Source organism: Thiocapsa imhoffii (assembly GCF_016583985.1).
Taxonomy (GTDB): Bacteria; Pseudomonadota; Gammaproteobacteria; order Chromatiales; family Chromatiaceae; genus Thiocapsa; species Thiocapsa imhoffii.
This window is the reverse complement of record NZ_NRSD01000014.1, coordinates 105,341-121,315: the sequence shown is the minus strand read 5'-3', so window position 1 is coordinate 121,315 and position 15,975 is coordinate 105,341. Positions and strand designations below refer to the sequence as shown.

The 15,975-nt window shown below is 63.4% G+C and carries 10 protein-coding genes; 6 read left to right on the top strand and 4 right to left on the bottom strand.

The genetic code is table 11. The annotated features are described in order from the left end of the window. The 6 genes from CKO25_RS13730 to CKO25_RS13705 all read left to right on the top strand — a co-directional run. A partial coding sequence (locus tag CKO25_RS13730; RefSeq protein WP_242467607.1) for a hypothetical protein occupies positions 1 to 326 on the top strand: 326 nt, incomplete at its 5' end. 20 nt (positions 327 to 346) lie between these two features. Continuing rightward, the gene (locus CKO25_RS13725; protein WP_200388505.1) at positions 347 to 1,057 is read left to right on the top strand and encodes an ABC transporter ATP-binding protein; all 711 of its coding nucleotides are present in this window, start codon (positions 347 to 349) and stop codon (positions 1,055 to 1,057) included. After that, entirely contained in the window at positions 1,057 to 3,588 is a 2,532-nt protein-coding gene (locus CKO25_RS13720) for an FtsX-like permease family protein (RefSeq protein ID WP_242467615.1), read from the top strand. The genes CKO25_RS13725 and CKO25_RS13720 overlap by 1 nt, the downstream gene beginning before the upstream one ends. 216 nt (positions 3,589 to 3,804) lie before the next feature. Beyond that, positions 3,805 to 4,314, top strand: a complete 510-nt coding sequence (locus tag CKO25_RS13715) for a DUF2934 domain-containing protein (RefSeq protein WP_200388503.1) — start codon at positions 3,805 to 3,807, stop codon at positions 4,312 to 4,314. Positions 4,315 to 4,578: 264 nt separating this feature from the next. Further along, positions 4,579 to 6,168: a glycosyltransferase family 39 protein gene (locus CKO25_RS13710; RefSeq protein ID WP_200388502.1), complete on the top strand. Its 1,590-nt coding sequence runs from the start codon at positions 4,579 to 4,581 to the stop codon at positions 6,166 to 6,168. Between the two features lie 556 nt (positions 6,169 to 6,724). After that, positions 6,725 to 8,662, top strand: a complete 1,938-nt coding sequence (locus tag CKO25_RS13705; RefSeq protein WP_200388501.1) for an LTA synthase family protein — start codon at positions 6,725 to 6,727, stop codon at positions 8,660 to 8,662. A 47-nt stretch (positions 8,663 to 8,709) separates the two neighbouring features. Here CKO25_RS13705 and CKO25_RS13700 read toward each other — a convergent pair whose 3' ends face one another. From CKO25_RS13700 to CKO25_RS13685, 4 genes are all read right to left on the bottom strand, one after another. Then, positions 8,710 to 11,859, bottom strand: a complete 3,150-nt coding sequence (locus tag CKO25_RS13700; protein WP_200388500.1) for an efflux RND transporter permease subunit — start codon at positions 11,857 to 11,859, stop codon at positions 8,710 to 8,712. After that, positions 11,856 to 13,088 (bottom strand): efflux RND transporter periplasmic adaptor subunit, encoded by a 1,233-nt coding sequence (locus tag CKO25_RS13695; protein ID WP_200388499.1) that lies wholly within the window; start codon positions 13,086 to 13,088, stop codon positions 11,856 to 11,858. The genes CKO25_RS13700 and CKO25_RS13695 overlap by 4 nt, the downstream gene beginning before the upstream one ends. Positions 13,089 to 13,153: 65 nt before the next feature. Then, positions 13,154 to 13,561, bottom strand: coding sequence for an SET domain-containing protein (locus CKO25_RS13690; protein WP_200388498.1), 408 nt, complete (start codon positions 13,559 to 13,561; stop codon positions 13,154 to 13,156). Next, positions 13,533 to 15,905, bottom strand: coding sequence for a Tex family protein (locus tag CKO25_RS13685; RefSeq protein ID WP_200388497.1), 2,373 nt, complete (start codon positions 15,903 to 15,905; stop codon positions 13,533 to 13,535). Before CKO25_RS13685 ends, CKO25_RS13690 begins: the two co-directional genes overlap by 29 nt. Positions 15,906 to 15,975: the final 70 nt, after the last annotated feature.

Sequence of the window (15,975 nt, the reverse complement as noted above, 5' to 3'; positions counted from 1 at the left end):
GCCCCGCTCCGCCCCGACCCCAACGCGGCAACACTGGCCGAGCGATCGAGGCCGCGTGGGATTCACCTGACCGGATATTGAACTGTATGCCCAACATTCTCGTCGATACGGATTCGACATCACTCGCGCGGCAGGTCGCGCTCGTGCAAGCCAAACGGACCGATCGTGGCCGCTTCGCCGAAGGCTGCGTCACCATTGTTGCCGACGAAGAACAGGCGCGCGCCGCCGCGGATCCAGCCCGTCATCTCCGCGCGGCCATCGTTTACGGACCCTCGAGTTCCTCCGAGGGTCAACGCCTCTATTATCTGGTGCGATGGCTCGTATGAACCCGCGACAGGAGGCATCAATGGTGCCTGGAACACCGGCGCTCAGGGTTCATGATGTCCACAAAGTTTACCCCGAGGGCGATGGCAAAAGTGAGCATCGGGTTCTGGAAGGCGTCAGTTTCGACGTCGCGCAGGGTGAGTGTGTCGCTCTACTCGGACGCAGTGGATCGGGCAAGTCGACCCTGTTGAATCTGCTCGCCGGAATCGATCGCCCGGATCAGGGCTCCGTCGAGGTCATGGGACAACCGCTCCGGCGACTCGGTGAACCCGCCCTGACCCTGCTCAGACGCCGGCAGATCGGTTTCATCTACCAGTTCTTCAATCTCATCCCGACCTTGTCGGTCACGGAAAACCTGGCCCTGCCGCTCGAACTCAACGGCACAACCCTGCGCCGAGGTTTGCCGCGGATTCATGCCCTGTTGGAGCAGCTGGGGCTCGAGCGCCGCGCCGAGGCCTTCCCAGATCAGCTCTCGGGAGGTGAGCAGCAGCGCGTTGCCATCGGCCGCGCCTTAATCCACGAGCCGGCCCTGGTGCTTGCCGATGAGCCGACCGGCAACCTCGACGTCGAGACCGGAGAACAGATCCTGGAGCTCTTGTCCGCGCTCTTTGCCGGTCGGCGCCAAACCCTGATTCTGGTCACGCACAGTCTCACGGTCTCGGCGATTGCCGATCGCGTCCTCACGCTGGAGCACGGCAGACTGGTCGCGGCCGACCGGAGCCTCGCCTGGTGATGCCCGTCTTACTGCGTGCCAGCATCGGATATCTGTCACGGCATCGCTGGCAGTCCGCGCTCTCGATTCTCGGCATCGCCCTCGGCGTCGCGGTGGTGATTGCCGTGGAGATCGCCAACACCAGCGCACTGCGTGCGTTCGATCTCTCCCTCGAGACGGTGGTCGGGCGCACCACCCATCAGATCGAATCCGCATCCGGCCAGATCGCGGACGCGCGCTACGTTGAACTGCGGCGCCATCCGGATCACACGGTTGCCGCGGCCCTACGCACCGGTTCCCCCGTAATCGAAGCGAGCGTGCGCATCGCGGGCGGAACCTTTCAACTGCTGGGAGTCGATCTGTTGTCCCTGCCGCGGTTCGCCGGACCTAGCGTCGAGGTCACCGGCGGGGATCTGACCCGGTTACTCCATGAATCCCGGACACTGCTGTTGAACGCGCAGGACCTGGAGCGTCTCGGTATCGCACTCGACACACCACTGTCACTGCAGCATGGTGATCAGACACAAGAGGTGCGGGTCATCGGCGCCATCAGTGCCAACCAACCCGGCGGGCTCGCCGGCTTCGCGATCGCCGACATCGCCACGGTCCAGGAAATCACCGCACGCCCCGCGGTGATCGATCGTATCGATCTGACGCTGACTCCCACGGCGGCCGCAACCCTCGCTGAACGACTACCGCAAGATCTGCGCTTGGTCGCCGCGGCACAACGCAGCGAGAGTCTGCGTCAGATGACCCGCGCCTTTCAAACGAACCTCACGGCCATGAGCCTGTTAGCCGTCCTAGTCGGCGGCTTCATCATCTACAACACCATGACCTTCGCGGTCGTGCAGCGGCGGCAACTGTTTGGCTCATTGCGCACCCTTGGCGCGACCCGGGCGCAACTCTTCAGGCTGATCATGTCCGAGGCCATGCTATTCGCATGCATCGGATCGGCACTGGGACTCGCCATGGGCATCCTGACGGGTTGGGGATTGGTGCAATTGGTGACCCGCACCATCAATGATCTCTATTTCGCACTGACCGTTCGCGAACTCATCATTGCTCCGCTGTCGATTGTCAAGGCCGTTGGCGTTGGTCTGCTCGTGACCATCCTGGCCGCGCTCGGCCCCGCGCTGGAGGCCGCGGGCGCGCAGCCGCGCGACCTCCTGCGCGAGCACAGTCTGGAGCGGCGTGGACAACAGTGGGTGCGTTGGCTCGGCGTGCTCGGGATTCTCTTGGCGGCGAGCGGCTGGGGACTGGCGCAGATCCCCAGCCGCTCGCTCGGTCTCGGTTTCGTCGCGATCCTAACCTTGATCCTTGGGGTCAGCCTCTGTGTGCCCATCCTGCTGCGCCTGTTCGCCGGTCTCCTCGCCCGCGCGGCCGCGGTGCATGGCCCCCTCGCGGCCGTGCTGGCCGCACGCGGCGTCGCCTCATCCATCACGCGCACGGGAATCGCGGCCGCGGCACTCACCGTGGCGATCTCCTCCACGATCGGTGTCGGCGTTATGATCGACAGCTTTCGCAACAGCCTGATCGTTTGGCTTGATGGGACCCTGCAAAGCGATCTCTATGTCGCCGCGACCTCAGAGACTGGCAATCGCGCCGACGGCGAACTGCCCGCCGCCCTCGCCGAGCGCTTACGTGCGCTCGACGGGATCGCGGAACTGAGCCTGGCCCGCACCACGCGGGTCGAAACACGCGCTGGCGACGTCTGGCTCATCGGCGTGAGCCCGTCTTCGGTCACGGCGCGCGGCTTTGCCCTCCGTCACGGAACCGCCACCGATCTCTGGTCCCGCTTCGAGGCCGGTGAACTGATCCTCGCCTCCGAGCCCTATGCCTATCATCAGCGGGTCAACGTGGGTGATCACATTGAGTTCTTCACCGCGCGGGGGTGGCAGCAGCTCGAGATCGGCGGCATCTTCCGCGATTATGGATCGGACGCGGGACTCCTCGCGATGGCCCGGACCCGCTATATCGAACTCTGGGACGATCTAGCGATTTCTTCACTCGGCATCCGGGTTCAAGAGGATGCAGACCAGAACCGGGTGTTCGCTGAAGTTCGCTCCATCACCGAACAGTTCGATGTCCCGATTCAAACCAGCTTCAACGAACAAATCAGAGTCGAGTCCCTAGCGGTCTTTGATCGCACCTTTGCCATCACACAGGTGTTGCGATTACTTGCCGTCGCCGTCGCCTTCATCGGCGTGCTCAGCGCACTCATGGCACTCGAACTGGAGCGCCGCCGGGAACATGCCGTGCTGCGCGCGACCGGGATGACTCCGGGCGAACTCGCGAGTCTGATCCTGACGCAGACCTCGATCGTCGGTCTCGTAGCCGGTCTGATCGCAATTCCGTTAGGGATCGTCATGGCGCAGCTCTTGATCGAGGTCGTCAACCTACGCTCGTTCGGTTGGACGATGGAGATGTCCATTCCAGCCTGGCCCCTAATCTCCGGTCTGCTCTTGGCTTGGGGAGCCGCCCTGCTGGCCGGCATCGCCCCAGCGAAACGAGCCGCGCGAGAGGATCTCGCGCCGGCGCTCCGCTCGGAATGATGGGCAATCCCGGTCATGCTTCGGGTATAGTTTCACCGTCCAGGTGTATCCTCAGAATCTGGGATAAGAGGTCCTCTGCATCCGGATGTCCGAACCTCATCGTTCAGCGACATGACGGCTGCCTGCAATGGTTGCGTCAGCCAAGAGGGCATCAGATCTGGAGCTCTCGAACGAGACGAATCGATCACATCAGACTCCGTGAGGCGAGCGAGCGACATGGCCGACGAGAAAACCATCGTAACCAAAAAGACGGCGCCCAAAGCCGCCACACCCACCAAAAAGGCGGCGACCAAAACCACGACGGTCCCGAAAAAGGTCGCGGCCAAACCATCCGTGCCAGCGAAATCCCCCACCGCGACCAAAACGAGCCCGGCGCGCAAGGCCCCGGCCGTACCCAGCAAAGCCGCGCCACTCAAGTCTAGGACGGCAACGGGCATCGCGGGCGCCGCGAAAGCGACATCACGCACGACGAAGCAAGCAACCCCCGCTGCAAAACCCAGGAAGACCGCCACCGCATCCGAACCGGTGACCCAGGCTCAGACCATCACGCTGCGTTCGCTCTCGAATGTGTCCGCGGAAGAGCGACTCCATATGGTGCACGAAGCGGCCTACTATCGCGCCGAGAAGCGGGGCTTTACACCTGGACACGAAGTGGAGGACTGGGCCGCGGCAGAACGCGAGATCGACGATTTGCTCGAGCGCGCCAAACGCCTGTTCGGGGGCTAACTCACCCTGCTCGACGAGCGTTGATGCATCTGAACCTGACGCTGTCTTGGCCCCGCCGGCCGAGACCGGCCAGGATGCGGGCGACACGAGATGGCGGTCACCCACCAATGGGTGACGCATCATGAGTCACCGGGCGCGGTTGCGACCAGAACCTTGCCCATTGATCTGCGCGCAACCCCAGGAACACCGCCTGGACAAGGCTGAAACCTTGATTGATTCTTCCGTGGAGCGGCTAGTGCACCCACCGCTGGGTCAAACCCGCTGATGAACGGCATCGTCGAGCGCCTGTCCCAGGTTCGGATGCGGCGACTCGCGCCCGTGATCGTTTTGCTTGGCCTCGCACTCATTACGGCACTCCGCCTCAACGGGCTTGCCGATCCGATCGTTTGGCATGACGAGGTCTTCACCCTGATCCGGATCTTTGGCCACCCCGCAGAGGCCTTGGGAACGCTCTTCAGTGGCAACCTCTTCACTGCGGAGCAAGTCCTCGCCGTTCAGCATCCTGCGGCATCCCTCGGTTGGGGGGACAGTTTGCGCGCCCTCGCCGCGCATCCGGAGCATGCCCCGCTTTACTATCTGCTCGCCCGCGCAGCCGCCACGAGCTTGCCACTCGACCCGGTGACAGCAGTCCGGGGGACCTCGGCTGTCTTCGGTATGCTGCTGCCACTCGCCGCCTTCGCCTTGATGCGCCTGCTGTTTGGGCGTGGCCCGATTCCCTGGGTGGCCGCGACCATCCTGGCCGTCTCGCCATTGCACCTGCTCTATGCCCAAGAGGCCCGCCAGTACGCCCTCTGGACGCTCATGATCCTGGTGTCGAGCGCTGTGTTGCAGCGCGCGCTGGCGCGTGGCCGCGCCAGCGACTGGTGGTTCTATGGGGCCTGCATGACGATCGGACTCTACAGCCACCTCTTGTTCGGGCTCATGATCCCGCTTCATGCCGTCTACCTTTGGCTGTTCAGCCGCTCAGCGGAGGGTGGAGGGCGAGGCGGACCCGCTGCAACCTGGCGACCTTGGCTCGTCAGCGTGGCGAGCGCGATGCTCTTGTTTACTCCCTGGCTACTGGTGCTCGTGTCGCAGTTTGGCGCGGCGGCGAACCATACCGCCTGGATGGAGCGCGCGGTGGGCGCCTCATCCAATCTCGGCTCCTGGGTCGGCCATCTTGGCCGGTCGATCTTGGATCTGGACCCGACGCCAGCGCTCACTCCGGATCTCGTCCTCATCGCGTTCCTCGTGGGGCTCGCGGTCCTCGTTTATGTCCTGCGCGCACCGCGCCCAGAGATGTGGCTCCTGGTTCTGATCGCCGTTGGCTATCTGGGCATCGTCCTGGGCCCCGATCTGCTGTTCGGAGGGAGTCGCTCACAGCATGTCCGCTATGGATTACCAGCCGTGATGGCCATGCAATTGATGCTGGCCTGGGTCCTCGGCACGGGGATCCAACGTGGGGACCGTCGGAGGCGGTGGGCCTGGCTGGCACTGCTGCTTCTGGTGCTGCTCGGTGGCCTATCGCAGGCGCGCATCCTGGCCGCCGAGAGCTGGTGGAATAAACATTTTAGTGCACATAACAGCGCGGTCGCACGCCTGATCGAGACCACACAGCATCCCTTGGTGATCGTCTCCCAGAGCGGCGTCACGACCGGTGAGATGATCTCCTTGGCCTATCATCTGGACGCACGGACACGGATCTGGGCCTGGGATCATGCGCACGCGACGGACTTCGTACAGCCTGGCGAGTTCGACGTCCTGCTGCTGCTCGCACCGAGTCAAGCACTGCGCGACGCACTGGCATCGGATTGGGCCATCACGCCGGTGGCAGGCACCTGGCAATGGTGGATCGCGTGGCCACGTCCGCGCTGAGCGGTCGATCAAGGCGAGATCCTTGCCACATGATCAGGGGCATTGTGTCGCACAGAACGGGGGATCGGCATCTGAATTTGGCCCGACAACAGTACCCGCGGCCGTCCTCATGGTCACTCCTATCGGGACTCGTCACGGCCAGATCGCTCGTTCACTGACCAAACCCTCATCCTAACTGAGCTCAGCTCAATCGCCCGAGTTCAGACCTCGACCACTGGAACACGAAACACCGACGATGGCCCTCCGGGCTACGGGGGCACCATCCTGTCCTCGATCACCTGTGGGTCCGAACTGACCGGGACTCTGCAGAGCTTCGGCGCCCCCAACAGGGTCATCCAACCGCGACAACCTCCCGCACAAGCAGCGCAACGCGAGACCCTTTGGCAAGGCGCCGCCCCGCCCCCCGCTGTCCCCGCTTTGCTCCTACACAATTCCCTGCCCTGGTCAAGGACTAAATTAAAGATTACAATATCGAGTCGATACGATGACCGTCTCATGTCGACGCCGGTCATCCCCCACAGCATACTTCCGCGAAGTCCACTTCGCTCGGTTATCCATGAAACGAATTCTCGAACATCCCGCCATGCGGCGTGCGCTCGGCTGGGCCGCGGCCCTCGCTTTCGTCGTGGTTTGGTACTTGGTCGCCCAGGCCGCCATCGACGTCTTCCTCGGTGTGAAACTCGCACCCGTGGCCTTCCAACGTGATCTGATCGCGCATCTGCTGCTCGGCGCGGCACTCTATGCCATCGCCGCCTCGCTGCCACGCTTCCTCCTGGCCACGACCGCCCTGTTCAGCGCCTTGACCTTCGGCAATGCGCTGAAGATCGCGATCCTAGGCGGCCCGCTGATGCCCGACGATTTCATCGCCGCCAGGAACATGTTCATGCTGCTCGACGGCTGGCAATGGGTCGGAGCAGCACTGATGGTCGCCATCCCCGCGCTCTTGCTTTGGTGGATGATCGCGTGGCGTCGTCCTACGACCTGGATGACCTTTGGCCTGATCGGCACCCTAGTGGGGCTGCTGCTCGCCTTTCCAGAACCCGTGCGTCTCGAGCTCGACCAAAATTTTGGTCATTCGGTGTGGAATCAGCGCGGCAATTACGATCATCGCGGGCTGCCCCTGCACCTCTTGCAAGAAGGGGTTCGCAGTCGGGCGCGTCGTGAATCCGCGCCCAGCGCCCGGCAGGTCACCGCAGCGCTCGAGCAACTCGGGACCGCCCCCATCACACCCTTGGTGAAGGTGGCCGCAACCGATCGCCCCAAGCGCAATCTCCATATGATTGTCCTAGAATCCTTTTGGGATCCAATGCAGCTGACCGCGTCGGAACTCTCCGCGGATCCATTTGACCCGGAGTTTCGTGCGCTGTGGGCTGCCGCGGGTCACTCCCACGGACTGGCCCCGGTCTTCGGCGGTTACACGGCCAACACCGAGTTTGAAATTCTGTGTGGCTTCCCGGTGGAACGGGACCATGTCTTCTTCGAAGGAGGACTGCGCCGTGATGTCCCCTGTTTGCCCCGACATCTCGGCGAGATCGGTTATCGCTCCATCGCCTCGCATCCGAATGCAGCGTCGTTCTGGAATCGTGTCAACGCCTATCATCGCGTCGGGTTCGACCTCTATTGGTCGGATGCTGATTTCGAACGTGACGACATGAATCGTAATTTCTTAAGCGATTCATCGCTCTATCGCCAGATCCTCGACCGAATCGGCCCCGAGCTACAAGGCCCGACACCGATCTTCAATTATGTGCTGACCTACTTCGGCCACCTCCCCTACCCGCTGAACGACCAGCGTCCGCCTGTCATCACCGCTGCCGAAGGTCATGAAACGGTCGCGGCATTCGCCAACACCATGTACTACAAATCTCGCGAACTCATGGACTTCCTGCGTGAGCTCCGAACCCTTGATCCGGACGCGGTGATCGTCTTGTTCGGTGATCATTTACCCGCGCTCGGCCCCAATTTCGGCGGGCATCGCGAGTCCGGCTTGCTCGCACCGAATCGATCCGAATTCACCGACGAGATGTTTCGGACGCTGGTCGCAACGCCGATCGTGTTGATCGATGGTCGTCGTGGGGTCCTGGATGTCGGTGAACTCCCCTTCTACGCATTGCCGGGGTTGTTGCTGCAAGTCCTTGGCGACGATCGGCCCTCGATCATGTCCTGGACGGCGCCATCAGCGGATCACCGCCTCGCCATTCGCCCGTTGCCCGGGATGCACTTCATCAGTGATGGCGCCACGGTGACCGCCTGCCGCGATCCCCAAGCGCTGGATGAACGGACAGCGGCGCAGACGGAGGCGTGCCGCAACTCGACGGCCTGGCTTGATGCCATCCGAATTCTCAATCGAGATCTCTTCGCTGGATCCCAGCATGCGTTGCGTCAGCTTCCGCCCACTCCAGGGATCCGCTCGGCCGCGCGTGCATCGGCCGACCATCATGCCTCGGAACCCGTCGCACACCCGGAGCAGAGGGCGGATCAAAGCTCTATTTGAAGCCTTGCTGGCGGATCCGCGCCACCCAGGACCTGATCGAGAAGGGATCAGGCCCGAGCCGGTTCAGCCCGCCACAGCCGCGCGAATCGCGCATGTAGGCTATCGTGGATCGACAGCATCGCGGGAATGACGAAGAGAATCAGCAGGGTCGCGAAGGCGAGCCCAAAGGCGATCGAGGTCGCCATGGGAATCAAAAACTGGGCCTGCACGGACTGCTCGAACAAGAGCGGGGTCAAGCCCGCGATGGTCGTCAAGGACGTCAGCAGGACGGCGCGCAAGCGCTGGCAAGAGGCCTCGATCAGCGCGTCCTGGTTCGCCATGCCTTGATCGAGTAATTCCTGGTAGAACTTAACCAGGATGATTGAGTCGTTGATGACGATCCCGGAGAGACCGAACATCCCGAACAAGGAGAGGATGGTCACATCGATCCCGATCAACCAGTGGCCGAAGAGGGCGCCAGTCAGACCGAACGGGATGGCCGCCATCACCACCAGCGGCCAACCGTAGGATGAGAAGACCCACGCGAGGATGATGTAGATCAGGATCAATCCCAAGATCAAACCCTTGCGCATGTCACTGAAGGTCTCGCGCTGATCGGCCGAACGCCCCTCGAAGGAATAGCTGATCCCGTACTTCGCCTCCAATTCGGGCAGGGTCGCTTCGATCAGACCCTCGATGATGGCTCCGGCATTGTTCACATCCGAGTCGACGTCCGCTGAGACCTCGACCGCGAGTTTCCCTTCGGCATGGCGCAGGATCTCGAAGCCCCGCTGTGTCCGCCAGTGCGCTACCGTGGTCAGGGGGACGGAGGATCCATCCGCGATCCGCACATTGAGACGATCGAGGCTCCCCAGCCGCTCGCGCTCCTCACGCGGCAGCTTCACGCGGACCTCGACCTCATCGGCCCCATCTTGAAAGATCTGCACCAACTGTCCGTCGAAGGCCGTGCGTAATTGCTGACCCAGTTCAGCGACTGTCAGCCCCAGGGCCTTACCCGCGGGCGTCAGCGAATAGATGATCTGCTCACGTCCGAATGCCATGTCGTCCTCGACCGCGGACACACCGGGGAGTCCCTTGAGCACCTCCGTCACATCAAGGGCGGCCTCCTTCAGGGTTTCGGCATCGCCACCGAAGAGGCGAACGTTCAGATCACGTCCGGGAGGACCGGCGCGGCGGGATGCGATCGTGAAGCCCTCGAGCCCGGCGGGCAGCACGACACGCTCGCGCCACGCCCGGATGAAGTCTTCGTTGCGCACATCGCGTGCGTCTGGAGCGATCAGTTCTACTTGCAAGGCGCCGAGTTGATCGGCACCCGAACCACTGCCCTCGGCCCTTGCACCATGCAGGGCCAGCGCCAGATTGACCAATTTCCCCTGGTCGAACGACGCCTCGGTCTCTCTCAAAGTGTCGTCGAGATGTTCAAGCAAGGCATCGACCTGAGCCCGCGGAGTCCCGGCAACGAAGGTTGCATTGGCCGAGATGATCTGTCCTTCCGGGGTAGGGAAGAACACGAAGCCCAAGCGCCCGCCAGCGACCAAGCCCAGCGCGATGACCAGAGCCGAGATCGCCGCGGCGATGGTCGCGAAGCGATGATGAACGGCCAGGGTCACCAGCGGGCGAAAGAGCTGGTCTCGGAGATAATCGAAGCCGCGATCGAGCCGACCACGCAAGGACCGCGGCTGGACCTTGTGGGAGTGGATGAAGGCGCTGCGCAGATGTCCGGGCAGGACTAACATGCTTTCGAGCAGGGCCGCCAGGATCACCGCGATGATGACGAACGGAATGACGCTCAAGATATTCCCGATGACACCGCCAACGAGCATCAGCGGCAGGAAGGCGGCGATCGTGGTCAGGGAAGAGGCCACCACCGGCGCCAACATCCGCCGCACCCCACCCTCCGCGGCCAAGAGCGGATCCTCGCCCATCTGATGATGCGCCATGGCATCCTCGCCCACCACGATGGCATCGTCGACGATGATCCCGAGTGCCATGATGAGCGCGAACAGACTCATCATGTTGATGCTGCCACCGGCGAGGTAGAGGATGAAGAGCGTCGCCAGGAACGACACCGGAATCCCCCAGGCCACCCAGAAGGCAACACGTCCGCTGAGGAAGAGAAAGAGGATCCCGACCACCAGGATGAGACCGGTCAGACCATTGGTCACCAAGAGCATGATGCGATCACGGATCAGCTCCCAGGAGGCATCGTAGACCAGAAGCTCCACCCCCGGGGGAAGCAATGGGCGCGTCTCGGCCAGCCACTCGTCGAGAACCCGCGCCGCCGCAAGCGAGTTGCCTCGCTCCGCGCGTTGCAGGATCAATTCCACCGCGGGGCGGCCTTCGATCGAGATGCGCACCGCGCCATCACGGGGCACCCGCTCGATCACGGCGATATCGCCGAGTTGTAGGTTGAGCGTTTCCTCGATCTTCAGGGGGAGCTGCGCGAACTCGATCACGTCGCGACTCCGGTCGAGGCTGCGTAGCTCGCGGGTCGCTTCGCCGCGACCGATCGCGCCCGCCGGAAGATCACGACTGAAGGCCGCGACCTGCTCGCCGATCCGTGACAAGCCAAACCCAAGTTGTTCAAGACGCGCCTGATCGACCTGGATACTGATCTCCTCGGCGGGCAAACCACGAATCTCGACCTTATCGATCCCCCGTTCGAGCAACTCGGATTCGAACCGTCGCGCCAATCCGCGCAATTCGTCGGGACGGTCGAGTCCGGTCAGCACCAATCGCGCAACCGACTCGTGGCGGATAACCAAGGCGACTTCGGGCTTCTCCGCGTCCTGGGGAAAATTGCGAAAATCATCGACTAACCGGCGCACCTGATCGAGCGCAAGCAGCGGATCGATGCCTTCACTGAATTCGAGCGTGATCGAGGCAATGCCTTGAGTCGATGTCGAGGTCATCTTGCGCAGACCGTCGACCGAGCGCAGGCGCTGTTCGAGCGGATTGGTGATCCCCTCCTCGACATCCTCCGCGCTCGCCCCGGTCCACACCACCCGCACGGTCACGATGTCAAGATCGAAGGTGGGGAAGAACTGCACGTTCAGCCGATCCAGCGCAAAGATCCCGCTGAGGATCATGATCATCATCAAGAGGTTGGCTGCAACCTTATGATGTGCGAACAGACCAATGAGATCGTTTTGATGCCCCTTGACCGGCTGCCGCCCCCTTGTCTCGCCATCCTTCATTGAACGGCCTCCACCCGCAGCCCATCGATCGCGTTGGGCATATGGGTCACGATCAATTGATCACCGGCTGACAGCTCGGGCGCGCGCACCAGCAGGCGCTCCTCGCCCGTCTCCGTGAACCAACTGCCGAGGCTGCGCACCGGTACGCCTTGCATCCGCCCATCAACCAGCAGATAGACGCGGTCGCCGCCATAGACCGCGCCAAAGGGCGCCGGCACCACCTCGTCATGCGCCAGCCGCTGCAGCCGCAACGACAGCATCTGCCCGGCCCGGAGACTGGCGGGATCGTCGATGATACGGAAGAAGCCATCGATCCCACTGGCACTCGCCTCGCCGGCCAGGCGTGTGAGCTCGAGCATCAGGGTGCGATCGCCGATGAGGGCCTGCGCGGGCAGGGTTTCCTCCGCGCGCAGCGCCGCGGTCAATTCGTCCTGGAAGGGCGCCGGGATTCGCGCGCGGATCTCCAGGCCGTCGATCGCGTAGAGGGTGAGGAGGACATCGTCCTTGCGAACTTGATCCCCCGGGGTCACCGACACGCTCGCGATGATCGCGTCATAGGGCGCGGTCACACGTCCCCGCTCGAGTTCTAGGACGATCTCCTCGAAACGCGCCTTGGCGCTATCGAGTCTGGCCCGCAGTGCCCGTTCGCGCGCCGGGAAATCAGCAAGACTCATCTTGCGATTGCTCACGGCGAGCGACTGACGGGCCAATTCCTGCTCGGCGATGTCCAGTTCGGTCTGGGAGCCAACGCGTTGGCGTGTCAACTGGGTGGCCCGCTCGACCGCATCCGCGGCCAAGGCCAGGAGCTTTTGCTCCTGCTCGAGCGCGGCCTGATCGGACGCTTGGCGTTGGCGCTCACTTTCGAGCTGCGCATCGAGATCATCGATCTGCGCCTGCGCTTGGGCCAGTCGGAAACTGAAATCACGGGGGTCGAGTTCGACCAGGAGTTGCCCAGCTTCCACACGATCGCCGTCACGCACCAGCACACGCGCGACCCGAGCCGGGGCCGACGCGGCGGCGCGGAGCAGATCGGGGGTCTCGACCCGCCCAAAGAGTTCGAGGCTCGGCGCGAGCCGGCGCGGCTGCAGCGTCTCGGCTTCCACGCGCCACACCCGCTCGCTGAACTCGGCAACGGGGCGTTCGGGTTTGGTCCGCTTCAGATACTGGAAGCCACCGAAGCCGACCGCCAAGATTAGAATGGGGAGCAAAAACTTGATGAGGCGCTTCACGATGTCTCGCGGGTAAGGGTCAGATCCGTCGATATCGGGGTGGCCGAATGGAAAGCAAACGCCCCTCACACGCCGGAGTAATCGATGGTGATCTCTTCATCGGCGCCGATGCGCCGCAGCGCATAGAGCGTGAAACCATCGAATTCAGCATTGGGCTCCTCGCTGTGATTGAGCCAACGCAGCAGGTTGCGGCCATCGCGACCTCGCAGGACACCCGCATCCGCGTCGTAGATCCAGAGCACATGGGGGCCGTCTGCGCAGACCTCTGGGCCTTCGTAAACTCCGATCAGCTCACCAGGCTCGAACGAGACCTTGGCGAAACAGCCCTGACCGTGGATGATGGATGCGGCACGATAGAGACGGGGACTCGGCTGATCCGTACTCTGCTTGCGCGCGGAGCCCCCCGCGGCGAACGAGGCCCCTGGCCGGCCGCCTCGCTCCCCATCAACGCTGCTTCGCCTTCGCGAAGGCATCGGCCATGGCGCCCCCAGTCGCGGCTGTTGAGGTCCGGGCCGCCTGCTCGGCCGCGCGGCCCGACCGCCGTCCGGGCCCTGCCTGGTGGTGTGCACGATCGGGGGAGCCACGCCTTGCGGCCTCCGCGGCAGGCGTTCGAGGGGAGTCCGCGCCAGCCGCGCCAGCCGCGCGCCGCTCGGCATCATCGCCGAGACGCATGCTCAGAGCGATGCGTTTGCGCAACTCGTCCACCGATAGCACCTTGACCTTGACCAGATCGCCTGACTTGACCACGGCATGGGGGTCCTTCACGAACCGATCCGTCAGCGCGGAAATGTGGACAAGTCCGTCCTGATGGACCCCAATATCGACGAAGGCACCAAAATTGGTGACATTCGTAACGGTGCCCTCCAGGATCATACCCGGCGACAGATCGGCGATCGTCTCGACCCCATCCTGCAGCCGCGCGGTTTTGAATTCTGGGCGCGGGTCTCGGCCTGGCTTTTCGAGTTCGTTCAAAATATCCCTGACGGTCGGCACACCGAAGGTCTCCGTGGCGAAGCGGGCTGGGTCGAGTTGACGCAAGGTTGCGCGGTCACCGATCAACGCCGTGATCGGGCGTGCGACCTCGTCCAAGATCCGTCGCACCAGCGGATAGGCCTCGGGGTGCACCGCCGAGGCATCAAGCGGTTCGTCACCGTCGCGCACACGCAGAAAGCCGGCGCTTTGCTGAAAGGCCTTCTCGCCGAAACGCGGAACGGCCATCAGACGCTTGCGGTTGGGAAAGGGGCCATGGGCCTCGCGAAAGTGGACGATCTGCTCGGCCAAATTTCGATTCAGCCCTGAAACTTGCGTCAAGAGTGGCACCGAGGCGGTGTTGAGGTCGACGCCGACGGCATTCACGCAATCCTCGACCACCGCCTCGAGGGTGCGCGCTAAGCGGGATTGATTGACATCGTGCTGATACTGACCGACTCCGATCGCCTTCGGCTCGATCTTCACCAACTCGGCGAGAGGGTCCTGTAACCGGCGTGCGATGGAGACCGCCCCACGCAAGGAGACATCCAGCTCGGGCAGTTCCTTCGAGGCGAATTCGGATGCCGAGTAGACCGAGGCCCCGGCCTCGCTGACCACCAGGGCACGCAGCTTTAGATCAGAATGCTGCTGGATTAGGGCGCGAACCAACCGGTCGGTTTCGCGCGAGGCGGTCCCATTGCCGATGCTGACGAGCTTGACGTCATGGACCCGGGCCAGCGTGGCGAGCCGGTCCAGCGCGACATCCCACTGATTGCGTGGCGCATGGGGATAGATGGTTTCGGTCACCACCACCCGACCCGTTCCATCCACCACCGCGACCTTCACGCCAGTGCGCAGACCTGGATCCAGCCCCATGGTCGGCAGGCGTCCGGCCGGGGCGGCGAGCAAGAGCGCCTTGAGATTCAAGCCAAAGACTCGAATGGCCTCCTCCTCGGCCAGCTCGAACAAACGGCCCTTCAGTTCGAGCTCAAGACGGGTCAGCAGCTTGATCCGCCATGCCTTGCGGACCGTCTCGAGCAGCCAGTCATCGCCCGGCCGACCTGCTTGGCGAATCCCGAAGCACTCCGCGATGGCCCCGCGATAACTGGCGTCCGGATCCTCACCCTCGCCCGTGAGCAGCTCGAGTTGCAAGATGCCCTGGTTGCGACCACGAAAGAGCGCGAGGGCTCGATGTGACGGAATCCGCGCGAGCGGCTCCTGATAGGCGAAATAATCGGTGAATTTCGCCCCCTCGTGCTCCTTGCCGGGCACCAGCGTGGAGACGAGGATGGCCGCGCCCCAGAGTTGCTCACGGAGCCGCCCGCTCAAGACGGCATCCTCGGCGAAACGCTCCATCAGGATCTGGCGCGCGCCCTCCAACGCCGCGGCCGGGCTCTCTACACCCAGGACTGGATTCAGGTACTGACCGGCGCGCTCGTCCGGGGCCAGACTCGGATCACCAAGCAAGGCATCGGCCAGCGGCTCGAGGCCGGCCTCGCGAGCCATCTGAGCCTTGGTCCGACGCTTCGGTTTGTGGGGGAGATACAGGTCTTCGAGCCGCTGCTTGGTCGTCGCGGCCAGGATCGCCTCGTCAAGCTCCGGCGTGAGCTTGTCCTGCTCGACGAGGCTTTTCAGGATCCTGTCGCGGCGTTCTTGCAAGGCGCGGAGATAGGCGAGCCGCTCCTCGAGAAGACGTAACTGGACGTCATCGAGCCCACCCGTCGCCTCCTTGCGGTAGCGCGCGATGAAAGGCACCGTGGCGCCTTCGTCGAGGAGCCGGATCGCGGCGTCGACCTGCTCGGGGCGCGCGGCGAGTTCCTGGCTGAGCGTATGGATCAGACTGATCATGCAGCATCGATTCCGTTGCGTTGATGGATCGCCGAACATCGGGACCGGCACCAGCGTCGGCGCCGTGATC